This is a genomic window from Xanthomarina sp. (assembly GCF_035306605.1).
GTDB lineage: Bacteria > Bacteroidota > Bacteroidia > Flavobacteriales > Flavobacteriaceae > Xanthomarina.
Map to the genome: position 1 here is coordinate 1 of NZ_DATGNR010000006.1, position 22,026 is coordinate 22,026.

Consider the following 22,026-nt stretch of genomic DNA (forward strand, 5'->3'; position numbering starts at 1 on the left):
TGTTGAGTTTTAAATATACAATATGGTTACTTCACGAAGTTTGAGTTTCGAGAGTTCCACCACCAAGTATTGTTTAAAATTGTTTTCATAAATAATCTCCTTAATAAGGATTTAATGAGTCAAAGATAGAAATGAAAATTAATTTAGCCAACTAATTTTCGTAAAAATAATTTTTATAATTTTAGTTTTAATATTAACACCTTGTAATTCAGTACTGATTTATTTAAAATGAAGTAGTTGACGCGAACCTTATAAATTTTCCTATTTTTGTGTAAATCCGTTTCGTTTTTTGTGAAAAACAGATTTTAATTTAAACTGAGACTTAATTTTATAGCATGAGATACTTATTGATTTTATTGGTTTTTTTAATGCTTTCGTGTAAAAATGAAACCAAGGTTGAAGCTACTTTTACTTCCAATACAAACGATGAGGTCATTGAATTGGAAATAGTAGATTTTAGTGGATTAGAAAAATATTTAACTACAACAACAGAGAAAACATATGTCGTGAATTTTTGGGCTACCTGGTGCGCACCTTGCATTAAAGAGTTGCCTTATTTTGAAGATTTGAATAAAAATTATTCTGATAAAAATGTGGAGGTTATTTTGGTGAGTTTAGATTTCCCTCATGTTTACGAGACCAAATTAAAACCATTTATTACAGCAAACAATATAAAATCTAAAGTTGTCGTTTTAAACGATATGGACTCTAATTCGTGGATTCCAAAGGTCGATGAAAGCTGGTCTGGTGCTATTCCAGCAACTTTAATTTTTAATAATCAAACTCGTAAATTTTTTGAAAAACCATTTACATACAAAGAGTTAGAATACGAAATAAATCAATTTTTAAAATAAACGTTATGTATAAATTAAAAACACTTGTTATTGCTTTATTAATATCAACAGTTGGCATGGCTCAAAGCGGCTATAAAGTTGGGGATATTGCAACAGATTTTAAGTTAGAAAACATTGACGGAAAGATGGTTTCGTTGTCAGATTATGTTCAGGCAAAAGGGTTTATAATCATATTTACCTGTAATACCTGTCCTTTTTCTGTAGCATATGAAGACCGGATTAATGCTTTAAATAAAAAGTATGAATCTAAGGGGTATCCGGTAATCGCTATTATGCCAAACAATCCGGAGACCAGTCCAGGAGATAGTATGGAAGCCATGCAAGCTAGAGCGAAAGCAAAGGGATTTAGCTTTCCTTATTTAATGGATAAAAATCAAGAGGTATATCCGCAATATGGCGCTTCAAGAACTCCTCATGTATATGTTTTGGAAAAAACCAATAAAGGGAACCAGGTAAAATACATTGGTGCCATTGACGATAATTATCAACATCCAGACTCTGTAAACCAGAAATATGTTGAACACGCTGTTGATGCCTTATTAGCGGGGAAACCTATAAAAGAAGCCCATACTAGAGCTATAGGTTGTACTATAAAAATTTAATGTTGTGGGGTTTTTTAGACGTGTATTTCTAGAGGTGATTATTGCGTCTATTTAATTTAGAATTGGTATTTTTGCACAAAATAATTCAAGATTTATGGCAGATTTAATACAAGATAAATGGTTAGAGCAGTTATCTAACGATCCAAACGCACAAATATTAGATGTTAGAACCGAGGAAGAGGTTGAGGAAGGAATTATTCCAAAGGCCATCTGCATTGATATTTATCTTGGTCAAGAATTTATAGACCAAGTAGAAAGCTTAGATAAAAGTAAAAACTACTATGTGTATTGCCGTTCTGGTGGTAGAAGTGCTCAAGCTTGTGCTATTATGAATCAGTTGGGTTTTGAAAACACCTATAATTTATTAGGTGGGTTTAGCGAGTGGGAAGGTGAAACCACTTGTAACTAAAGTTAAGTTTTAAAATTATAAAAACAATCTACTATGAAACATTTCTTATTATGCTCCTTGTTTTTAATCACTATTTTTAGTTGTAATGATACTAAAAATGGGCAAATCAATGTTGTTACGGCCGAAGAGATGCAGGCCATTTTAGATTTGGAAGAAGTGCAATTGGTTGATGTAAGAACCCCTGAAGAGTTTAAGAATGGTCATGTTAAAGGCGCTCAAAATATAAACTTTTATTCTGATACTTTTGAAGAGGACATTTTAAAGCTTGATAAATCAAAACCTGTTATTCTATATTGTAAATCGGGTGGAAGAAGTGCGGCTTGTTCAGAGAAGCTTTTAGAAGCGGGGTTTGTTCAAGTGTACGATCTTAAAGGAGGAATCACCCAATGGGAGCACGAAGGTTTCGAATTAGACCATTAGGCATTTGCCAGGATTATATAAGGCGTATAAACACTTTATTGATACGTATTAAAGAGCCATCTTATTTGGCTCTTTTTTTTGCTCTAATTTTTCCTATTCAGATTTATGGCCTGCCTAGTGATTGAATAATAATTATCCACTCTTTTGTGTTGATAAGGAAGAGCTAGCTTTTTTTTTGTTTTTTTACAGATTGGAGTAGGTGATAAGCATCTTCTAATAGGCTCACCATTTTTAGGTTAGAGGAGGTTTCTAGTCTGTTTTATCATAAAAATACCCGAAAAAATGACGTTCGTCTAAGATATTGATAGTTAGTCTATTATATTGTGGGTCATGGTTAATTATTTGTATGTTTAGGTAATTACGTATTTTAAGAATGATGCCCCAGATTCTAATTCACAAAATCGTATGTATTATTATTTATTAATTTAAAACTTAATAACATTATGAACGGTTATCTAATAGTATCTATTGTAGGACTTATGTTCCTTATCATTTATTGGTATTCTTATCGTACTGTAACTTTGGAGGACAAAAAACGAAAAGACCTTTGGGAGAAAAAGCGTCATCTAGAAATGGCTTTTCAGGCACGTATGAAGGAGAAGTCTGAAAAAAGACGTCAAAAGTTCGCAAGATTTATGGAGCGAAGTAATGAGATAAAACAAGAGCTAAAAAGGCTGCAAAATTCAAAACAAATGCAGGCGAATTAAGCCTTACTATAAATTCTAAGTTTAAAAAAGCTTCTATGGCCCAATGGGTCATAGAAGTTTTTTTGCCTTTAAGGAGGTTTTAATTGTATGCGATTTCCCTCTGAGGGTATTTTTTATTTTTAAGTCGTACGAAGTGTAAAAGACGTGTCCTAAAGGTTTTGATTTCAAATTAAGTTCACAAGTGTTGGTTTGTCACCTAAAAAAATAAACCCTTGTATACTGGCGCATACAAGGGTAAAAGTGGAGTCGGAGAGAATCGAACTCTCGTCCAAACAAGTAACCAAAAAGCTTTCTACACGTTTATTCTTTTCTTGGTTTTTCGATTGCAAGCTGGTTAAAGACAACCTACTTACAACTTATCTTCTTTAGTTTCAAAAGCAAACCGAAGCGTTTTACTTTCTATATTAACATTTACGATGCCTCTAATCGAACGCCGTTAATCAAGGCTTTCAGGAGACATTTAGCTTGTACACCTTGTGTACCTAGGCCCATCCTACTATAATTCGGATTAAGCAGCTAAAGCGTAGTTATTCTCGCCGTTTAAAAGTTTGACCTAGCCTTTTACGTGTTTCAAAGTCATTACACGACGTGCTTACTATCTAATTAATCTCGCTGTCAAAACCAGTCGACCCCAAGTTGTTGTAGTAAATATTACATTTCCTTTTTTCATCAATTCTTTTCTGACAACTATTTTTTAAAGAATTTCTTCCATAAAATTTTCATTCTGCAAAGAACTTTTTCAAAAGGAATGCGAAGTTACAAAAAAAAGTTGTGCAACTTCATAAATCCATGTATTTTCGTGCAAATTCTATACCAAAAACCCTATTGTCATTTCTAGACAATTTCCAAAGGGAAGATATATAGTAACGAATTAATTTTTAAGTAACACCTTTTTGCTATGAACATTAAATTTGCTTTAATAAAAGAACGTAAAAGCCCGCCGGATAGACGGGTGGTTTTTTCACCTAAAAAACTTGCAGAAGTAAGAAGTCGATTTCCTGAGGCTACCTTTAAGGTGGAATCTAGTGATATTCGTGTTTTTCCTGATTCAGAGTACAAAGCCTTAGGGTTTGAAGTAACTGATGATGTTAGCGATTGTGATGTGTTTCTAGGGGTAAAAGAGGTTCCAATTGAAAATTTAGTGCCTAATAAAAAGTATTTTTATTTTTCGCATACTATAAAAAAACAACCTTATAATAGAAAATTACTTCAAGCTATGCTTGAAAAAAACATCGACTTGTATGATCATGAAACTATTGTAAAGAAAAGTGGCGCACGATTAATAGGTTTTGGTCGCTATGCTGGTTTGGTTGGTGCTTACAATGGGTTTAGAGCTTTAGGTTTAAGAGATGGCTTGTTCGAGTTGCCTAAAGTGGAAACTTTGACAGATTTAAATGAAGTGAAGGCAGAGTTAGACAAAATTACACTGCCCAATATAAAAATTGCTTTAACAGGTACGGGGAAAGTTGCTTTGGGTGCTAAAGAAATATTGGATCATTTAAAAATCAAAGAAGTTAGTGACGCCTTGTATTTAACTTCAAAATTTACAGAACCGGTTTATTGCATGATGAATGTTATGGAATATAACAAACGTATGGACGGTAAGGTAGGAACCAAAAATGAGTTTTATAAAGATCCTACGGGCTATGAAAGCAATTTTATGCCTTATGCCAAAGAAACCGACTTTTTTATAGCAGGACATTTTTATGGCAATGGCGCACCTTACTTATATACCAGAGAAGATGCTAAACATCCCGATTTCAAAATTAATTTGGTAGCTGATATTAGTTGCGATATAGATGGACCTGTGGCTTCTACTATAAGACCTTCTACGATTGCGGATCCATTTTATGGGTATGATGCTCAAACTGAAAGAGAAGTGGCTTATACAGCTAAGGGTGCGATAACCGTTATGGCTGTGGATAATTTACCTTGTGAATTACCTAAAGATGCTAGTGAAGGTTTTGGTGAAATGTTTTTAGAACATGTGATTCCAGCCTTTTTTAATGGCGATGAACGCGGTATTTTAAAACGAGCCAGAGTTACAAGCAACGGGAAGCTTACCGATAGATTTTCGTATTTACAAGATTATGTCGATGGTAAATAAATCCGGAGCCTTTTAATAAAATAAGCCAGAAAGTTACGAGTTAACTTTCTGGCTTATTTATTTTGTATCGTTTCTGTTGCTTAAAAAAATAGTTTTAGCAAAACTTCAAAAAAGACCTTGGAGCTTGAGGCGGTTGAAGTAACATCACGCCAAAAAAATAGAATTTGTTTCCAGCCTTAAATGAGGTGTAACATCTAAATTCTTTGGTAAATTAAAAATTATAGGGTGTTCACCACTTTTCTAATCGCTACTAAATTAGTTAATAGTTTCTCCAAATTATCTAAATGTAACATGTTAGCTCCATCGCTTTTAGCATTAGCCGGGTCGAAATGCGTTTCAATAAATAAACCATCAATGTTGTTTACAATCCCAGCTCTGGCTATGGTTTCAATCATATCCGGTCTTCCTCCTGTTACTCCCACGCTTTGGTTTGGTTGCTGTAATGAGTGTGTCACGTCCAAAATGGTAGGCGCGTATTGACGCATGGTTGGTATGCCGCGGAAGTCTACAATCATATCCTGGTAGCCAAACATGGTTCCTCTGTCAGTAATCCAAACTTTGTCATTTCCGGAGTCTAACACCTTTTGTACGGCATGTTTCATGGCTTCAGGACTCATAAACTGTCCTTTTTTCAGATTTACCACTTTTCCTGTTTGTGCTGCTGCAACAACCAGGTCTGTTTGGCGTACTAAAAATGCAGGAATTTGCAGAACATCCACATATTCGGCTGCCATTTCGGCATCAGAAACCTGATGGATATCTGTTACTGTTGGTACATTGAATGTGTTGGATACTTTTTGAAGAATTCTAAGTGCTTTTTCATCTCCAATACCTGTAAAACTATCAATTCTACTTCTGTTCGCTTTTTTGAAACTTCCTTTAAAAATAAAAGGAATATGGAGTTTGTCTGTAATGGTGATAATTTTTTCAGCTATGCGTAAAGCCATATCTTCACCTTCAATTGCACACGGGCCAGCAAGGAGGAAAAAATTATTTGAATTGGTAAATTTTATTTTAGGAATATTATTAAGAGTCATAACTACTAGAATTTATACGGCAAAGATACATATTTAGAATGCTTTTTTCATACTATTTCTTATCATCCAAAGCGACATTAAAAAGTTTGCAAAAACGAAAGAGCCACTTAAAGCAATCACGTTTCTTACTGTTTCTGGGAAGATTATAATATTAAGAGCATCTATTAGGTATGCTAAAATCATGTAAGAAGAGAGGCAGACAAAAATAATTCCAAGTGTAAAATTAAGTTGTTTGCTAGGTTTTATTAATTGCCAAACAAAAGGTGTGGCAAACAGTAAAATAGGGTAGGCTGTAATTCCTTCTATTTTATTCACGTTAGTAAACCAGTAAGCTACAGCAATAATAAAATACAAATAGGGAATGAATTTGGTATATTTAATTATAAGGTTTTTTATGCTATACAAGGTTGTCTTTTCCATAATAAAGTACTTGTTTAACTCTATTTAAATTTGGTAGTTGGGGCTGTTTGTTTTTAATAAATTTAAAAATAAAGGTACGAACAAGAGTTTAGTGCTTACGGAATAATAACATATAATTAACTATTAATAGGAATAAAATAGCTGTGCTAAAAAAATATAGCGTAACTTTGCACGCTTAAAATACAGCACCTATATGGCTAACATTAAAAACATTGCAATTATTGCCCACGTCGATCATGGTAAAACAACTATGGTAGATAAAATTATGTACCACTGTCAATTATTTCGTGAAAACGAAAATACAGGGGATTTAATTCTAGATAATAATGATCTAGAGAGAGAAAGAGGTATTACCATTACTTCAAAAAACGTTTCAGTAAATTACAAAGGAACAAAGATTAACGTTATAGACACTCCTGGTCACGCCGATTTTGGTGGAGAGGTAGAGCGTGTACTAAACATGGCGGATGGTGTTCTGCTGATAGTGGATGCTTTCGAGGGTCCAATGCCACAAACACGATTTGTATTACAAAAAGCTATTGATTTAGGATTAAAACCATGCGTGGTTATAAATAAAGTAGATAAAGAAAACTGTACTCCAGATGAAGTACATGAGAAGGTATTCGACTTAATGTTTGAATTAGGAGCGGAAGAATGGCAATTAGATTTTCCAGCTGTTTATGGTTCTGCTAAGAATAACTGGATGAGTACAGATTGGAAGAAAAAAACTGAAAATATTGAACCATTATTAGATATGGTTATAGAGCATATTCCTTCACCAACAATTCCTGAAGGAAACACTCAAATGTTAATTACTTCTTTAGATTTCTCTTCATTTACAGGACGAATTGCCATTGGGCGTTTAACCCGTGGAGAGCTTAAAGTAGGACAAAACATTTCTTTAGTAAAAAGAAATGGAAGCGTTGTAAAGAATAAAATTAAAGAACTACACGTATTCGAAGGTGTAGGTCGTAGAAAAGTAGAGGAAGTTCAACCAGGAGATATTTGTGCTATTGTTGGACTAGAAGGTTTTGAAATTGGGGACACTGTTGCCGATTATGAAAATCCAGAAGGATTAAAAACCATCGCTATTGATGAGCCAACGATGAGTATGTTGTTTACTATTAACGATTCGCCTTTCTTTGGAAAAGACGGAAAGTTTGTAACCTCTAGACATATAAAAGACCGTTTAACAAAAGAGTTAGAAAAAAATCTAGCATTACGTGTTCATGAAACGGATAGTGCAGATAAGTTTATGGTTTATGGCCGTGGTGTATTACACTTATCGGTTTTAATTGAAACCATGCGTCGTGAAGGTTACGAACTTCAAATTGGACAGCCACAAGTTATTATTAGAGAAATCGACGGAGTAAAATGTGAGCCAGTTGAGGAAATGACTATTGATTTACCGGAAGAAGTTTCAGGAAAAGCTATTGAAATGGTTACTCTACGTAAAGGTGAAATGCTTAGCATGGAATCGAGAGGAGATAGAATGGTATGTAAGTTTATTGTTCCTTCTAGAGGTATTATCGGTTTACGTAATCAATTATTGACAGCTACTGCTGGAGAAGCTATTATGGCTCATAGATTTAAAGAGTATCAACCATTAAAAGGAGGTATTCCAGAACGTCAGAATGGATCATTGGTTTCTATGGAAAAAGGTCAAGCAATTCCTTATTCTATTGATAAATTACAAGATAGAGGTAAGTTTTTTGTTGATCCAGGAGAAGATATTTACGAAGGTCAAGTTATTGGAGAAAACTCTCGTGGTGACGATATGGCTGTGAACGTAACTAAAACTAAAAAATTAAGTAACGTACGTAGTTCTGGTGCAGATGATAAAGCAAAAATAGTTCCGGCTATTAAGTTTTCGTTAGAAGAAGCCTTAGAATATATACAGAAAGATGAGTATGTTGAGGTAACACCAAATCACATTCGTATTCGTAAAATCTTTTTAACAGAAGTAGAGCGTAAAAGAAACAAAAACGTTTAATTAAACGTATATAATACATATTAACAAAGAGGAATTCTATAGACGGATTCCTCTTTTTTCGACTTAAATAACTACTAGATTATGGATTTTTTTGGAATTCCCTTTACAGAATGGGTTGGATATGCAGCCATGGCAGCTTTGTTAATATCATTTATGATGAAGGATGTTAAGAAGCTTCGAATAGTCAACACCATTGGTTGTATACTTTTTGTAACCTATGGTTTTATGCTACAAACTTCTTGGCCAATTATTATCTCTAATGGGGCTATTGTTTTTATTAATCTTTATTATTTACTGATAAAGAAAGACTAATCATTTGTGTTTTTTAAGCCTAGAATGCTGAAAAATAGGCTAAAGAAAATTATTTGCATACCTAAAAGTATGGTGAATACTGCAGGAATTATTATTCTTAATGTTTCTGTAGGTCTTAGTTCTCCAAAACTTGATTGTTTCCATATATTGAAACCGAAATAACTCAATACAATTCCTACTATTAGGAAGAGCGCTCCAATAATTAAACCTGTTTCCAGATTCAAATATTTAAATAAACTATGGTAACGGCTGCTTTGAGGGAGGAGGTTGTTTTCAACTGCATATATTTTAGTAAGCGCATAAAATACTAGAAATTGAAAACCAATAAGCACCGAGCTTGAGGTGTAAAGTAAGGTGTGAATGTCGAGCTGAATGCTGTTTATTGCAATTGGCTGACTAATAAGTGCTGCTGAGGTAATAGCTCCGAATAGTATTAAACAGATGCCCGGTATTAAAAAGAGCCATTGAGGGCTGTATAGCAGTAAGAATCTTAAATGGCGCCAACCATCCCTCCAGGTGTTAAGATGCGGAGCTCTAGTTCTTCCATCAGGTTTTAGTGTTGTTGGAACTTCAGCAATTTTTAAATTGTTAAGTTTTGATTTAACAATCATCTCTGAGGCAAATTCCATTCCTGTGGTTTTTAAATCCATTTTATAGTAAGCAATCTTACTGAAACCTCTAAGGCCACAATGAAAGTCGCCAATATCTATTTTGTAGAACAAACGGCCTAAAAAGGAAAGAACAGGATTGCCTAAGTATTTGTGTAAAAAAGGCATCGCTCCTTTTTCAATCCCTCCTTTAAATCGGTTTCCCATAACCAAATCGGTCCCGGTTCTAAGTTCTATTAAAAATGGCAACAAAGCTTCAAAATTGTAGCTGTCATCTGCATCTGCCATAATGATATAGTTTCCTAAAGCAGCTTCAATCCCACCTCTTAAAGCGCTTCCATAACCTTTTTCATTTACCGGCACAACCCTAGCATTTAAGTGTTTTGCTATCTCTTGCGAACCATCTGTACTACCATTATCTGCAATTATAATTTCACCTTCTACCTGATTATGGTTTAAAAAGTTTTGTGCCTTAGTAATACAAGTCGCTAAGGTTTCAGCTTCATTTAAACAAGGCATAACGATAGATAATTCAGGCTTTTTTTTCATGCTTGAGTAGTTTGAAGAGAATGATGAATATTAGGAAAAATAAAGAATAATTATAAAACAAATACCTCATAATGGAATGGCAGGCTATGGCAACAATCAAAGCATTTGAAAGTATTAAGGACGAAAATAAAAATAAATAGAGAACATACTTGTTGTTAGACATAAAGAATTTTATTCCGCTTAAAATAAAGACAAGGACCATAAAAAGCATGAGTAACTCCGATTTAAAACCATGAATCAAATTGCTGTAATAGAGTTTTATCCATTTTTCGAAATTATTCTTTATCAAAACCCTTACTATGTTTCCGCTCGAGTTTTCTATTCCAACATGGGCTTCTGCCATACTATATCCACGATTTAAAAAATATTCAGTTCCTCTATCATGAACTGTGTAGTTGCATATTTTTCCAAGATTATCATGAAAATGTTTGTAATAGTCCTTGTATGAGTCTCTTTCTTTGCTTGACAGCATCCACCCGTTTTCGTCTAAAAAATTATAGCAATCCTCAAAAATGTTTTTATCGTCTTCATTTGTTAAGGAATGCATGTCGGATGCTTCACTAACATAAAATGCAGCGCCAGACAAGCAAATGTTTGTAAAAGGTGTAGATACAAACAGATTGTCCTTTAGTTTGTGGTAGGTTTTATCCATTAAACTTATAACAAAAGGGATTAACAATAGCAAGACAATTTTTTTAAGATGGTCTTTTTTAAGCGCTAGTTTTTTGATTTTAATGATATAAATAACGGCCACTATAATTGGTAACACAATAAATTGACCACGAGTTAAAGCTAGTAGCACAAAGGAACCTAGTAGTAACCAAAACGATTTTAGCTTGTAGTTATCAAGGAATTCTACGGTGAAGGCAATACATAAAAGGTAAAATGGATAACTTAAACCTTCAGAACAAATGTTATTAGCAATATATAATGGTCCGAAAAAGGGAAAAATTAATAGGCCTAAAAAAATCAACTCACTTAGTATATGTAATTTTAAAACCTTGGAAACCTTGGTCCGAACTAAATGAGCTGCAAAAAGTCCTAAAAGAAGTTGGAAAGCTACCGTAAAGAAATTAAAATAGCCTTGAAATATAAATTGGAATAATTTAACAAAAAGCACGTAGCCCGGCGATCGGTAAATGGAAGCATGTAAATAGCTGTACGTGTCGGGAGTATAAATAGCTTCATGAAAAATTAAAATCATGAACGTTAGAATGTAAATAGAAGCAAAACCCGCCTGTTTGTTTATTTTTTTTAAAAAATTCAAAGACATTTATTTTAGCGATTAAATATAACTAATCTATTTAACTAAAAATATTATCCTCTTAAAATACGGTGTTCGATTTAAAACTCAAGCTAGTTATATTTGTTTAGATATGAGGGTCACTTCAATTTGGCATGTTTTGTTTTATTAAATTAAAACTGACATTAATTTTTTTTAAAAGAAAAGAGCTTTAATTTTAGATTTTTATATTCTTTCTTATGAGTGACTTTAACGTTGTAATGTATTCCGATAAAAATCGAGAAATTTGGAATCAATTTATCCAGAGTTCTAAAAATGGCACTTTTTTATACGAACGTGATTTTATGGAATATCATCAAGATAGATTTCAAGATCACTCCTTTTTGGTTTATAAAGACGACAAGCTAGTAGCTGTTTTTCCTGCAAACATTAAAAACCGTATTGTTTATTCCCATCAAGGACTTACTTATGGAGGTTTGGTAGTAGGAAAAAACATTGGTTTTAAAACAATTTTAAAAGCGTTTCAGAGTTTATTAAAAACATTGGAAGATAGGCGGGTAGGTGAATTAATTATTAAGCCAGCACCTAGAATGTATCACACAGGGCCAAGCGATGAGTTGGACTACTTGTTGTTTAAGTTGAAAGCCGAACTTTTAAGAAGAGATTTGTCCTTAGCTATAGATACGACGAAAGCTATCAAAGTTACCTCGTCTAATAGAAAACGAGGTTTAAAAAAGGCTCAAAAGAATCATTTAATTATAAAAGAAGAGGCTGCGTTTGAAGGATTTTGGAATGAGATTTTAACACCCAATTTAAAGGAAAGACATGGCGTAGAACCCGTTCATACTTTAGAGGAAATAACTTATTTAAAATCTAAATTCCCTAAAAGGATTAGACAATTTAATGTATATAAAGAAAATGATATTGTTGCGGGTACAACTATTTTTGAAACAGAACAAGTAGCTCATGCACAATATATTTCAGCAAATCATACCAAGCAAGAATTAGGAAGTTTAGACTTTCTATTTCACCATTTAATTCATGAGGTGTATGCAGCCAAACCTTATTTTGATTTTGGTGTGTGCAGTGAAAAGAACGGGCAGCAAATAAATTCTGGTTTGCAAGCTTGGAAAGAATCCTTTGGAGCCCGTAGTATTTCACACGATTATTATAGCGTTTTCACAAAAAACCATCGATTTTTAAATGATATTTTAGTATGATAAAGTTTTTGGACCTCCATGAAGTCAATAAAAGATTTGAGCCCGAATTTCAAAAGAAATTTAAGAGTTTTTTAGATTCTGCTCATTATATCCTTGGAAATGAGGTTGAGACTTTTGAATCCAATTTTTCCTCCTATTGTGGTACTAAATATTGCATAGGAACTAGTAATGGATTGGATGCTTTAACTTTAATATTTAAAGCCTACTTGGAGTTGGGTATATTAAAAACAGGAGATCACGTTTTAGTTCCTGCTAACACATTTTACGCCACAGTTTTGTCGGTTGTAAACAGTGGATTGATTCCTATTTTTATTGAGCCTGATGAAAACACCTTTAATATTTCTGTAAAAGAAATAGAAAAGCAATTAAGTCCAAGCGTAAAAGCAATTTTAGTGGTTCATTTATATGGGCACTTGGCCGATATGGAAGCTATTAGCCTTCTTGCGAAAAAGCATCATTTACTTGTGGTAGAAGATGCGGCCCAAGCTCATGGCGCGGAAACCGAATCTGGTATTAAGTCTGGAAACTTGAGTGATGTAGCTGCTTTTAGTTTTTATCCAAGTAAAAATTTAGGCGCTTTAGGAGATGGAGGAGCAGTAACTACCAACGATTCTGTTTTAGCAGAAACTATTAAAAAGCTGCATAATTATGGTGCAGAAAAAAAATACGAATACGCGTTAACTGGATTTAATAATCGGTTGGATGAGATTCAGGCCATGTTTTTGAATATTAAATTAAAGCAGTTGGATTCAGATAATTTAAATCGTCAAGAAGTAGCCAAGCGTTATTTGGCGGAAATATTATCAGAAAAAGTGCAGTTACCGTTCTATAACGGTTCCAAAAATCATGTGTTCCATCTGTTTGTTGTTAGAGTGGAAAACAGAGATAAATTTGTGTCCTACTTGAAAAAGCATGATATTGAAACTTTAATTCATTATCCAATTCCCCCTCATCAGCAAAAAGCATTAAATAATTTTAACCAATTAAGTTTACCAATTACTGAAGCTATTCATAATACGGTTGTTAGTTTGCCAATGAGTCCAGTTATGTCGAACGACGAGGTAAGCCATATTATAAATACGATAAATTCATATTAGTTGAAACGGTTTTTAAACTATATAAATAATAACGTTTTAATTAAAGTCGCTTCTTTAAACTCGGTGTCTTTAATTACTAAAATAGTTGGAGGCCTTTTAACGTCTAATGCTATCGCTCATTTTATTGGTGCAGAAGGGATGGCGCTCATTGGAAATTTAAGAAACTTTTTATATTCCATACAATCAATAGCTTCTTTAGGCTTGTACAATGGGATTGTTAAATACGTAGCCGAGTTTAAAAACAATACACTAGAATTAAGTAAAACCCTATCGTCAGTCTTTTATTTAGGTTTTATTTCAACTGTTGTAGTTTCTTTTTTGTGTTATTTCAATGCAGATGCTATCAATAATGTTATTTTCCCCGAGTACAACGATTATGCCTACGTAATTAGGATTCTGGCGATTGCTTTGCCTTTTTACACCTTGAATTTATTTACCTTCTCGATATTGAATGGGTTTTCAAAGTTTAAAATTTTGATAATCATTAATATCATTGGTCAAATTCTAGGGGTTGCAGTAACCTTAATTTTAATTTATAATAACAGGATAGATGGAGCCTTGATTTCGGTAGTGCTTTCAGAATCCTTAATTTTTCTAATCACTTTGGTTGGAGTTATCAATCAGCGTAGCTTAATGCCTTTAGTAAAGGTTAGTCGCGTTAGATTTTCGACCATCAAAAAACTCAGCTCATTTTCTGTCATGGCTTTATTTTCTGCAATAGTTTTACCTATGGTTGCTATTGCTATTAGGTCATATATTATAGATAATGTGGGCTTCAAAGAAGCAGGTTTTTGGGAAGCGATGAACCGGATATCTAATTATTACTTGATGTTTGTAAGTTCCTTATTGACACTTTATATTCTACCTCGATTGTCCGAAATTGATAACGCTAAAGAATTTAGGAATGAGGTTTTTAATTTTTATAAAACCATCATCCCAATTTTTGGAATTGGTTTGGTGGCTATCTATTTTTTAAGAACGTATATAATTACCATAGTTTTTTCTAGTGAATTTAAGCCAGTAGAAGACTTGTTTTTATGGCAACTTTTAGGCGATTTTGTAAAGGTTTTATCCATAGTAATTGCTTATCAGTTTCTAGCTAAAAAAATGTTTTGGCATTACATGATTACGGAAGCTTTTTCGATTATAACCTTATACCTTTCTAGTATTTTATTTATTGATATGTACGGTGTGAAAGGGGCGAATATTGCACATTTTGTAACTTATGTCCTATATTATGGGGTGATACTTTTGATTTTTAGCTCTTCGCTTTTTGGTATCATTCCAGAGAAAAACGACTTGGAATCTTAGGTTTTAGAATGGCTTTTCCAAACATTTAAATAGGTTTTAGCTACGTTGATGTAGTTGTGTTCTTTCTCGATGAAATCCCTTGCATTTTTTGAAATTTCTAAAATATTTTCAGGATTTTCAATCAGCCATTCCATCTGATTTACCAGGTTAGAAACATTTGGTAAAGCATTTATGGCTATGGTGTTTTCACTTAGTTTGTAGTAATCTAACCACTCCTTTTCAGCACCGGTAAAAACAACTTTTCCTTGAGCCATGGCTTCTAAAGCATTATAGCCTTGGTCGTAAGCTAAAACTTGATCTAGGATAATATGGGCGCGATTGTACTTTTCAATATAAATATTATACGGCAGGTCTTCTGTTCTAATAACTTCAACTTTATTAGGATATTTTTCAGCTATAATTTTTAAAGCCGCATCAAAATAATCTCCTCCTTTTTTAATGTAGTTTTTTGAGTTAACCCCATGGAAAATCACGATTTTATCTAAAATATTTAAAGGTGTAAATACAAGTTTTTTGGTGTTTATTGGATTGGGAATTAGGCCTAAATATTGGTTGTGGTTTTTTAGGGGAATATGATAATCTAAATCCGAAGCAATTACTCCCTTGATGTTTTTGTAAATATAATGATGAAGTTTTTGATAAGGCTTGGACAGATATTTTAACACAGGCCAGAAGTCTTTTTTTGCAAGTTTGCCTTCAAAATAAGGGTCTAAAATAGAGTATTTAAATTTTTTCTGGTACGCATATTCTACACTCGGAACGTCTGCACCACAGGATAAAAGAAAAACATGCTGGTTGTTTTTGAAAATAAACTCTAACAGCTTTTTTTCGACACTTGGTATGGTGTAAAAACTATTTTCGTTAATTAATTGAACCACATCAAACCCCTTTAAATTATGTTCATGTTTCTTGAACTGCTTGTGAATATTACATGAGGTTAAATCGGTATTAGTCAATTTGTAGATGACTTTTTTTAGAATTGATAAGGTTCCCGTTCTATATTTTTCTTTTAAATAAATGTCAACTGGAAACTTTTTAAAACCATCGCCAGTTCCAATAATAACCACTTCATGTCCCAATGCTTGCAGTCCTTCTTTTAAAGAGTTATGCAACCTGCTATATTCACCAAGAAGTAAGATTTTCATTTTAATAGTTTAGATATTTGAAAAGTTAGTTTGATTAAGCAATTTAAAAGGCTTTATTTAGACTAACCGCTATTTCATTTATTATATTTGATTTTTTAATTCTCATCTGTGCAAAGTAACAATAAAAAGATTTGTTTGGTTGTATCTTCCTTAGGAAAAGGAGGTGCACAACATGCTGCTGCCTTGCAATCTCAGATGCTTTCTAAGTTAGGATATGAAGTTCATATTGTAACTGTTTTTCCAGAAGTGTTTTATCCCTTTAAAGGAACTTTGTATAATTTGGGTCTGTTTAAGAAGGAAAAGAATACTGTTTGGAACAGACTAGCCAGGCTTTTAAAGTTTAAACGTTACTTAAAGGCGCACCATTTTGATGTTATCATCGATCATCGTTCGCGGGTACAAGCTTATCGCGAATTTATTATAACTAAATTCATTTATAACGTTCCTACTATTTACGTCATTCATTCCTTTGAAAAATCGATAATGTTTACCAAGTATCCTTTTTTAAACAAGTTCTTATATAAAAATGAAATACTGGTAGGAGTTTCAAAAGCCATTACCGACTTTTATAAAAAGGAATATCAGCTCCATAAGATTCAAACTATCTATAATGCTTTTTCATTTGATGCTATTCAAAAACAATCCGAAGCACCAGTAAACGACAAGCTTTTAAATGATGCTTATATACTATTTTATGGGCGCTTAGACAACAGTTCGAAAAATTTAGAGCTTCTTTTACAGGCTTACAAAGCTTCTAAACTAGTTTCAAAAAACATAAAGTTATTAATTTTAGGTAATGGACCTGATAAAAACCAACTTGCTCAATATGCCACAGATTTGGATTTAGACTCTCATGTTATTTTTAAACCTCAAGTAAAAAACCCGTTTCCTTTTGTAAAGAACGCTTTGTTTACGGTGCTTACAAGTAGGTATGAAGGATTTCCACTTGTTTTGCCTGAGGCACTTTGTTTAGGTACACCCGTTATTTCTGTAGATTGTCAATCGGGGCCCAATGAAATTATAAAACATGGCTTTAATGGTTTGTTGGTTGAGAATTTTCATGTGAATGCATTCGCAGAAGCCATGAATAGTTTTATATTTGATGACACTTTATATCGTTTTTGTAAACAAAATGCTCGTAAAAGTGTCTTACCTTTCTCTATAGAGCATATTGCTTTAGAATGGGATGGGTTATTAAAAAAAATACCATGATTAGCAACATATCAGATTTAAAAATAATAGATATTCCAAAAGTTCAAGATCCAAGAGGAAACTTAGCCTTTATAGAAAAAGATGTTATTCCTTTTAAAATTAATCGTGTTTATTATTTATATGATGTACCGAGTTCTGCTCATCGAGGCGGACATGCTCATAAAAAGCTGTATCAAATGTTGGTGGCTTTAAGTGGCAGTTTTGAGGTTCATTTAAAGGACGGTGAAAATGAAATTAAAATCACCCTTAATAAACCAGATAAAGGCTTGCTAATTGTTCCGGGCATTTGGAGGGAAATTGGTAATTTTTCTTCAGGCTCTGTTTGTTTGGTATTAGCTTCTGAAGAATTTGACGAAGCAGATTATATTCGAAATTATGCTGATTTTGTTTTAGTGAAAAGGGGTCAAGCGGATGTTTAAAGCCAACAAACCTTTTTGAAGTTTTACAAACAAGATTAACAAAGGTCTATTTAATTTCATTAAAAACCGTTGCTTGCTGTTCAGGTTTTTTGAATCTAAAGCTTTGAATAAAGATTTAGCTCTTTCGGTATTTCCTACTAACATATATTGGATGGCTATGGAAAACCTATTGATGTCTAGATAGCGTTTTAGTGATGGATTGGTTTTGGCATGTGCTTCATATTTATCTAAGTTTAAATATGCTCTCTTGTTGGTGTTAGTATTGGACAATCTGTTGTCTGCATGTAAATTGTGTATGGCAGTAGCAGCGTTGTAAAAAGCTACCGGGTGCTCTAGGGCAATCCTTATCCATAAATCCGTGTCCTCACCAGCTCCAAGTGTAATATTTTCATCAAACCCATTAAAGTTTTCAAAGATGGTTTTCGGGACCATAACAGCCGAAGTCCATGCGATTGAGTTGTATCTACTAGCTTCAAAATAATCGGGAATAATTCCCATCCAGTTTTTGCTGTCAGGAATTTGGTGGTACTTAATTTTTAATGTTTTATTGTTTTGCTTTTTGCTATAGGCTGTGGCATATAATCCACACTTAGGAAATGTTTGTAAAAGTTTTTTAAGATTGGATAAATGGGTTTTCTCCCATAAATCGTCCGCATCCAAAAACACCAAGTATTCAGAGTTTGCCTGTTTACATCCAAAATTACGAGCGGCCGAGACTCCCATATTTTTTATGGTAAAAACCTTAATTCTACTATCTTGAATTGTGTTTACTTTTTCTAAACTATGGTCTGTAGACCCATCGTTTATAACAATGATTTCAAAATTCTTAAAATCTTGGTTTAAAGCACTGTAAATGGTGTCAGTAATAAAGTTTTCTTTATTAAATAAAGGGATGATTATAGAGAAAAATGCTGTCATACTATTGATGTATCCTGCAAAAATAACCTAATCTATATAAGTCGAATATAAATAAACTAGGGTTTTCTCCAGAAAGTTTCTTTTTTATTACGGCATCGAAATATCCTAAAAATTTACCAAATAGGTATTGTAAATAAAATAGTTTAAGGAAATTATATGCCTTTAATAAACTAATGTCGTTACTTGTTATTTCTTTGGTTTTGCATAGATAAGATAATGTTTTCATGGCATTTTCTGTTTTTTTTAAAAAGGCCGTATTTTCATCTATTCCAAGGTGGATTACTTCATTGTTTATGTGTTTTACATGAATTTTGTGTTTTTTAAGTAATGCTCCAAACAAATAATCCATTCCATAGTTGTTTTCAGTGTTTTGTTGTGTAAGCTCTATGAAAATGGGTTTTTTAATTAGAAAATTTGCTGAAATAATTACTTTATATGGGGTTTTGTTTCTAATATTTGCATCCACTTCTTCACGTTGCTTGCCAAAGGTATACCGTAAGGATTTGTTTTTAGCGTGAGTAGATTGCTGATATGAAAACCCTCCAAAAATAGCTTCAGATAAAGGCGTTATTTTATTCAGATAATTAGTTAAAAAGAACCTTGATTTTGGCCAAGTATCAGCATCTAAAAACAGTAGCCAGTTATATTTTGCTTCTGTAGCTAGGAATTGTCTACTAGCAGATCTACCCATGTTTTTATAGGCTTCAATAAACTTACAGTTTGTAAGCATATTGATTTTTTTATTTTCTAAATTTAATTTAGAAAGAGACCCATCGTCTAAACAAATTAGTTCAAATACAAGGTTGGCTTCCACAGCTTGTTTAACAAGTTCTTTGGCTAAGGGGTAGGCGTTGTAATGATATGTTGGGATTAATATAGATAACATGAATGTGGTTCGTAGATCAAATCTAATCAATATTGCTGCAAATTTTATAAAATAAATTCAGTGATATTCATTTTTCATGTAAATAGAAGAAATTGCCAGTCTTTTTTATTGAAATTATAATCAATGCTTCAAAAAGTATATATTTACATTCAATAGTTTTGTCTCTTGCATTCGATTATTACATTTACAACCAAATTCTAACCAGAACACATGCTATTTAATACCATAGATTTTGCCATTTTTATGCCAATAGTCTTTCTGATGTATTGGTTTGTTTTTAAGAAGAACATTCGGAACCAAAATCTATTTTTATTAGTGGTAAGTTATTTTTTCTATGCTTGCTGGGATTGGCGATTTCTAGGACTAATATTTTTAAGTTCTTTAGTTGATTATTTGGTAGGACTTTCCTTAGCTAAAACCCATGAAAATGTAAAAAGGAAGACGCTTTTGATAACGAGTCTTGTTGTTAATTTAGGTGTTCTAGGTTTTTTTAAATATTACAATTTTTTCCTTGAATCTTTTCAGGATGCGTTTTCGCTTTTCGGAAGAAGTTTAGAATCTAGTACTTTAGATATTTTATTGCCTGTGGGAATAAGTTTCTATACTTTTCAAACTTTAAGTTATACCATAGATGTGTATAGAAAAAGATTAGAGGCAACCAATAACATCTTGTCGTTTTTTGCATTTGTTAGTTTTTTCCCACAGTTGGTGGCTGGTCCCATAGAACGAGCTTCTAACTTGTTGCCTCAATTTGAAAGAAAAAGACACTTTGATTATGCTAAAAGTGTTGATGGATTGCGGTTGATTTTACTCGGACTTTTCAAAAAAATGGTTATTGCAGATAATTGTGCCTTAGCTGTCAACGAGATTTTTACAAATTATACGGAATACAATGGTAGTACTTTATTTTTTGGGGCCTTCTTTTTCGCTTTTCAAATTTATGGCGATTTCTCAGGCTACTCCGATATAGCCATTGGTTCAGCTAGATTATTAGGTTTCGACTTGATGCAAAATTTCAATTCGCCTTATCTATCTAGAAATTTAGGTGAATTTTGGAGGCGTTGGCATATATCCTTAAGTACTTGGTTTCGGGACTATGTGTATATTCCTTTAGGTGGAAATCAGGTGTCCAAAGCTAAATGGGTTAGAAATATATTTATTGTTTTTCTATTAAGCGGTTTTTGGCATGGCGCCAACTGGACTTTTATCATTTGGGGGCTTATTCATGCTCTGTTTTTTCTACCTCTTATTTTTAAAAACAAACAAGCTAATTTTAAAGGTGTAGCCGACCCTAACAAGTTGCTTCCTAGTTTAAAAACTGTGTTTCAAATTGGTAGCACCTTTTTTATTGTGCTGATGGCTTGGGTGTTCTTTAGGGCAGAAAACCTGTCTCATGCTTTCATGTATTTTGAAGGAATGTTTTCAAAGTCCTTATTTTCATTTCCTACGGTTTCAAGAGGTTTGGTGTTGTTTTTATTGGTTTATATGATTATTGAATGGCTACAACGATCTAAAAAACATGTTTTGGAGATAGATTTTATCCCGTTTAAAGCGTTCAGAATAGCAGTTTATTATTTCGTTGTGTTTGTAATATTTTATTATGCAGGCGATACGCAACCGTTTATATATTTTCAATTTTAATGAAAAAACTACTTACACATATTACTCTCTTTTTAATTCCAATTCTTTTGATTTGGATTTTAGCAGAAGTGTTTTATCGAACGGTTCCGAATACCTATAGCTATAAACACGAACAAATTTCACATCATAACGATGAGGTTGAAGTACTTGTTTTAGGTGATTCGCATACTTTTTATGGGATTAATCCGGAATGGTTGACCCTCAAGACTTTTAATTTGTCTAATGTCAGCCAGACTATTTATTTCGATAAGTTATTGTTTGAAAAACACATCACTCATTTATCAGATTTAAAATACTTGATCTTGTCGGTGGAGTATACTACTTTAAGTCAGGAGGACAATACGCAAGAGGATATTTGGCGAAAATACTTCTATAGTGCTCAAATGGAGTTGGAGGTGCCTATAATAAAATGGTATAGTCCCCAAAGGTATAGTTTGGCATTGACTAGGAAGTTTGATAAAACCTGGAAAAGCTTTCAAGACTATATCAGGGATGGGAATTTAATTGGTTGCGATTCTAGAGGGTGGGGAAACACTTATCTTTCTACAATGGATTCTGCTGAAATGCAACGCATATCGCATTTTACAGCACAGAAACACGAGGATGGCTCTATGGACTTTGGTTTAAATAGTGAAAGAATTCAAGAGATTATTGAATTGTGTAAAGCAAGGGATATTGAGGTGTTATTAGTGAATATGCCTGTTTTTACAGGATATTTAAATAGATTAAATTCTGAAAAGTTAGAAAAGATTGATGCGGCTTGTGAAGCATTTGAAAGAGAAAATCCTAATGTAACACGAGTAAATCTTTTAAGGGATTCTCGATTTGAAATCACGGACTTTCAAGATCCAGATCATTTAAATGTTCATGGAGCTAAAAAATGCTCTTTATTGATTAACGACTATTTAAAATAAAA

At 33.0% G+C, this 22,026-nt stretch carries 22 protein-coding genes and 1 other RNA gene; 15 read left to right on the forward strand and 8 right to left on the reverse strand.

Annotation, left to right across the window (positions count from 1 at the left end):
- Positions 1-335 precede the first annotated feature (335 nt).
- From VKY41_RS00830 to VKY41_RS00850, 5 genes are all read left to right on the forward strand, one after another.
- Positions 336-854 carry a TlpA disulfide reductase family protein gene (locus VKY41_RS00830; protein WP_500812536.1) on the forward strand — a complete coding sequence of 173 codons (519 nt, stop codon included), beginning with the start codon at positions 336-338 and terminating at the stop codon, positions 852-854.
- Positions 855-859: 5 nt separating this feature from the next.
- Positions 860-1,456: a thioredoxin family protein gene (locus VKY41_RS00835; RefSeq protein ID WP_500812537.1), complete on the forward strand. Its 597-nt coding sequence runs from the start codon at positions 860-862 to the stop codon at positions 1,454-1,456.
- A 94-nt stretch (positions 1,457-1,550) separates the two neighbouring features.
- Entirely contained in the window at positions 1,551-1,865 is a 315-nt protein-coding gene (locus tag VKY41_RS00840; protein ID WP_500812538.1) for a rhodanese-like domain-containing protein, read from the forward strand.
- Between the two features lie 33 nt (positions 1,866-1,898).
- On the forward strand, positions 1,899-2,285 hold the full coding sequence (locus VKY41_RS00845; RefSeq protein ID WP_500812539.1) for a rhodanese-like domain-containing protein: 387 nt from the start codon (positions 1,899-1,901) through the stop codon (positions 2,283-2,285).
- A gap of 443 nt (positions 2,286-2,728) precedes the next feature.
- Complete coding sequence (locus tag VKY41_RS00850) at positions 2,729-2,992, forward strand: hypothetical protein (RefSeq protein ID WP_500812540.1); 264 nt, start codon at positions 2,729-2,731, stop codon at positions 2,990-2,992.
- Between the two features lie 238 nt (positions 2,993-3,230).
- On the opposite strand, the gene ssrA is transcribed toward VKY41_RS00850, so the two are convergent.
- Positions 3,231-3,625: a transfer-messenger RNA gene (gene ssrA, locus VKY41_RS00855) on the reverse strand.
- Positions 3,626-3,896: 271 nt separating this feature from the next.
- Here ssrA and VKY41_RS00860 point away from each other — a divergent pair.
- Entirely contained in the window at positions 3,897-5,099 is a 1,203-nt protein-coding gene (locus tag VKY41_RS00860; protein ID WP_500812580.1) for an NAD(P)-dependent oxidoreductase, read from the forward strand.
- A 218-nt stretch (positions 5,100-5,317) separates the two neighbouring features.
- Here VKY41_RS00860 and kdsA read toward each other — a convergent pair whose 3' ends face one another.
- Entirely contained in the window at positions 5,318-6,136 is an 819-nt protein-coding gene (gene kdsA, locus VKY41_RS00865; protein WP_500812541.1) for a 3-deoxy-8-phosphooctulonate synthase, read from the reverse strand.
- A 33-nt stretch (positions 6,137-6,169) separates the two neighbouring features.
- The gene (locus VKY41_RS00870; protein WP_500812542.1) at positions 6,170-6,556 is read right to left on the reverse strand and encodes a hypothetical protein; all 387 of its coding nucleotides are present in this window, start codon (positions 6,554-6,556) and stop codon (positions 6,170-6,172) included.
- 193 nt (positions 6,557-6,749) lie between these two features.
- Here VKY41_RS00870 and typA point away from each other — a divergent pair, with 193 nt between their 5' ends.
- A complete protein-coding gene (gene typA, locus VKY41_RS00875) occupies positions 6,750-8,549 on the forward strand; it encodes a translational GTPase TypA (protein WP_500812543.1) in 1,800 nt (599 codons plus the stop codon).
- Positions 8,550-8,630: 81 nt separating this feature from the next.
- On the forward strand, positions 8,631-8,861 hold the full coding sequence (locus VKY41_RS00880; RefSeq protein ID WP_500812544.1) for a uroporphyrinogen decarboxylase: 231 nt from the start codon (positions 8,631-8,633) through the stop codon (positions 8,859-8,861).
- On the opposite strand, the gene VKY41_RS00885 is transcribed toward VKY41_RS00880, so the two are convergent.
- Together VKY41_RS00885 and VKY41_RS00890 are read right to left on the reverse strand one after the other, a co-directional pair.
- Complete coding sequence (locus VKY41_RS00885) at positions 8,858-10,018, reverse strand: glycosyltransferase family 2 protein (protein WP_500812545.1); 1,161 nt, start codon at positions 10,016-10,018, stop codon at positions 8,858-8,860. The genes VKY41_RS00880 and VKY41_RS00885 overlap by 4 nt on opposite strands.
- Entirely contained in the window at positions 10,002-11,222 is a 1,221-nt protein-coding gene (locus VKY41_RS00890) for a hypothetical protein (RefSeq protein ID WP_500812546.1), read from the reverse strand. The genes VKY41_RS00885 and VKY41_RS00890 overlap by 17 nt, the downstream gene beginning before the upstream one ends.
- Before the next feature lie 278 nt (positions 11,223-11,500).
- On the opposite strand from VKY41_RS00890, the gene VKY41_RS00895 reads away from it, so the two are divergent.
- Genes VKY41_RS00895 through VKY41_RS00905 form a run of 3 tightly spaced genes read left to right on the forward strand, consistent with a single transcriptional unit; the run spans position 11,501 to position 14,889 of the window.
- A complete protein-coding gene (locus VKY41_RS00895) occupies positions 11,501-12,481 on the forward strand; it encodes a GNAT family N-acetyltransferase (RefSeq protein WP_500812547.1) in 981 nt (326 codons plus the stop codon).
- Positions 12,478-13,578, forward strand: a complete 1,101-nt coding sequence (locus VKY41_RS00900; RefSeq protein ID WP_500812548.1) for a DegT/DnrJ/EryC1/StrS family aminotransferase — start codon at positions 12,478-12,480, stop codon at positions 13,576-13,578. The genes VKY41_RS00895 and VKY41_RS00900 overlap by 4 nt, the downstream gene beginning before the upstream one ends.
- Positions 13,579-14,889 (forward strand): O-antigen translocase, encoded by a 1,311-nt coding sequence (locus VKY41_RS00905; RefSeq protein ID WP_500812549.1) that lies wholly within the window; start codon positions 13,579-13,581, stop codon positions 14,887-14,889.
- Here VKY41_RS00905 and VKY41_RS00910 read toward each other — a convergent pair.
- Entirely contained in the window at positions 14,886-16,034 is a 1,149-nt protein-coding gene (locus tag VKY41_RS00910) for a glycosyltransferase family protein (RefSeq protein WP_500812550.1), read from the reverse strand. The genes VKY41_RS00905 and VKY41_RS00910 overlap by 4 nt on opposite strands.
- A 108-nt stretch (positions 16,035-16,142) precedes the next feature.
- Here VKY41_RS00910 and VKY41_RS00915 point away from each other — a divergent pair, with 108 nt between their 5' ends.
- Positions 16,143-17,246, forward strand: coding sequence for a glycosyltransferase (locus VKY41_RS00915; RefSeq protein ID WP_500812551.1), 1,104 nt, complete (start codon positions 16,143-16,145; stop codon positions 17,244-17,246).
- The gene (locus VKY41_RS00920) at positions 17,243-17,665 is read left to right on the forward strand and encodes a sugar 3,4-ketoisomerase (protein ID WP_500812552.1); all 423 of its coding nucleotides are present in this window, start codon (positions 17,243-17,245) and stop codon (positions 17,663-17,665) included. The genes VKY41_RS00915 and VKY41_RS00920 overlap by 4 nt, the downstream gene beginning before the upstream one ends.
- Here the strand turns inward: VKY41_RS00920 and VKY41_RS00925 are convergent.
- Together VKY41_RS00925 and VKY41_RS00930 are read right to left on the reverse strand one after the other, a co-directional pair.
- A complete protein-coding gene (locus VKY41_RS00925) occupies positions 17,636-18,583 on the reverse strand; it encodes a glycosyltransferase family A protein (RefSeq protein WP_500812553.1) in 948 nt (315 codons plus the stop codon). The genes VKY41_RS00920 and VKY41_RS00925 overlap by 30 nt on opposite strands.
- 1 nt (position 18,584) lies before the next feature.
- Positions 18,585-19,469 carry a glycosyltransferase gene (locus tag VKY41_RS00930; RefSeq protein WP_500812554.1) on the reverse strand — a complete coding sequence of 295 codons (885 nt, stop codon included), beginning with the start codon at positions 19,467-19,469 and terminating at the stop codon, positions 18,585-18,587.
- A gap of 210 nt (positions 19,470-19,679) precedes the next feature.
- On the opposite strand from VKY41_RS00930, the gene VKY41_RS00935 reads away from it, so the two are divergent.
- Both VKY41_RS00935 and VKY41_RS00940 read left to right on the forward strand, forming a co-directional pair.
- Positions 19,680-21,110, forward strand: a complete 1,431-nt coding sequence (locus VKY41_RS00935) for an MBOAT family O-acyltransferase (RefSeq protein ID WP_500812555.1) — start codon at positions 19,680-19,682, stop codon at positions 21,108-21,110.
- Complete coding sequence (locus VKY41_RS00940) at positions 21,110-22,024, forward strand: hypothetical protein (RefSeq protein ID WP_500812556.1); 915 nt, start codon at positions 21,110-21,112, stop codon at positions 22,022-22,024. Before VKY41_RS00935 ends, VKY41_RS00940 begins: the two co-directional genes overlap by 1 nt.
- Positions 22,025-22,026 lie beyond the last annotated feature (2 nt).

What these genes read in the sequence shown, in the direction of transcription:
- VKY41_RS00895 (WP_500812547.1), top strand. Translation starts at nt 11,501, where the DNA reads ATGAGTGACTTTAACGTTGTAATGTATTCCGATAAAAATCGAGAAATT.
- VKY41_RS00900 (WP_500812548.1), top strand. Translation starts at nt 12,478, where the DNA reads ATGATAAAGTTTTTGGACCTCCATGAAGTCAATAAAAGATTTGAGCCC.
- VKY41_RS00850 (WP_500812540.1), top strand. Translation starts at nt 2,729, where the DNA reads ATGAACGGTTATCTAATAGTATCTATTGTAGGACTTATGTTCCTTATC.
- VKY41_RS00920 (WP_500812552.1), top strand. Translation starts at nt 17,243, where the DNA reads ATGATTAGCAACATATCAGATTTAAAAATAATAGATATTCCAAAAGTT.
- VKY41_RS00845 (WP_500812539.1), top strand. Translation starts at nt 1,899, where the DNA reads ATGAAACATTTCTTATTATGCTCCTTGTTTTTAATCACTATTTTTAGT.
- VKY41_RS00935 (WP_500812555.1), top strand. Translation starts at nt 19,680, where the DNA reads ATGCTATTTAATACCATAGATTTTGCCATTTTTATGCCAATAGTCTTT.
- kdsA (WP_500812541.1), bottom strand. Translation starts at nt 6,136, where the DNA reads ATGACTCTTAATAATATTCCTAAAATAAAATTTACCAATTCAAATAAT.
- VKY41_RS00930 (WP_500812554.1), bottom strand. Translation starts at nt 19,469, where the DNA reads ATGTTATCTATATTAATCCCAACATATCATTACAACGCCTACCCCTTA.
- VKY41_RS00840 (WP_500812538.1), top strand. Translation starts at nt 1,551, where the DNA reads ATGGCAGATTTAATACAAGATAAATGGTTAGAGCAGTTATCTAACGAT.
- VKY41_RS00870 (WP_500812542.1), bottom strand. Translation starts at nt 6,556, where the DNA reads ATGGAAAAGACAACCTTGTATAGCATAAAAAACCTTATAATTAAATAT.
- VKY41_RS00890 (WP_500812546.1), bottom strand. Translation starts at nt 11,222, where the DNA reads ATGATTTTAATTTTTCATGAAGCTATTTATACTCCCGACACGTACAGC.
- VKY41_RS00830 (WP_500812536.1), top strand. Translation starts at nt 336, where the DNA reads ATGAGATACTTATTGATTTTATTGGTTTTTTTAATGCTTTCGTGTAAA.
- VKY41_RS00885 (WP_500812545.1), bottom strand. Translation starts at nt 10,018, where the DNA reads ATGAAAAAAAAGCCTGAATTATCTATCGTTATGCCTTGTTTAAATGAA.
- VKY41_RS00835 (WP_500812537.1), top strand. Translation starts at nt 860, where the DNA reads ATGTATAAATTAAAAACACTTGTTATTGCTTTATTAATATCAACAGTT.
- VKY41_RS00880 (WP_500812544.1), top strand. Translation starts at nt 8,631, where the DNA reads ATGGATTTTTTTGGAATTCCCTTTACAGAATGGGTTGGATATGCAGCC.
- VKY41_RS00910 (WP_500812550.1), bottom strand. Translation starts at nt 16,034, where the DNA reads ATGAAAATCTTACTTCTTGGTGAATATAGCAGGTTGCATAACTCTTTA.
- typA (WP_500812543.1), top strand. Translation starts at nt 6,750, where the DNA reads ATGGCTAACATTAAAAACATTGCAATTATTGCCCACGTCGATCATGGT.
- VKY41_RS00925 (WP_500812553.1), bottom strand. Translation starts at nt 18,583, where the DNA reads ATGACAGCATTTTTCTCTATAATCATCCCTTTATTTAATAAAGAAAAC.
- VKY41_RS00940 (WP_500812556.1), top strand. Translation starts at nt 21,110, where the DNA reads ATGAAAAAACTACTTACACATATTACTCTCTTTTTAATTCCAATTCTT.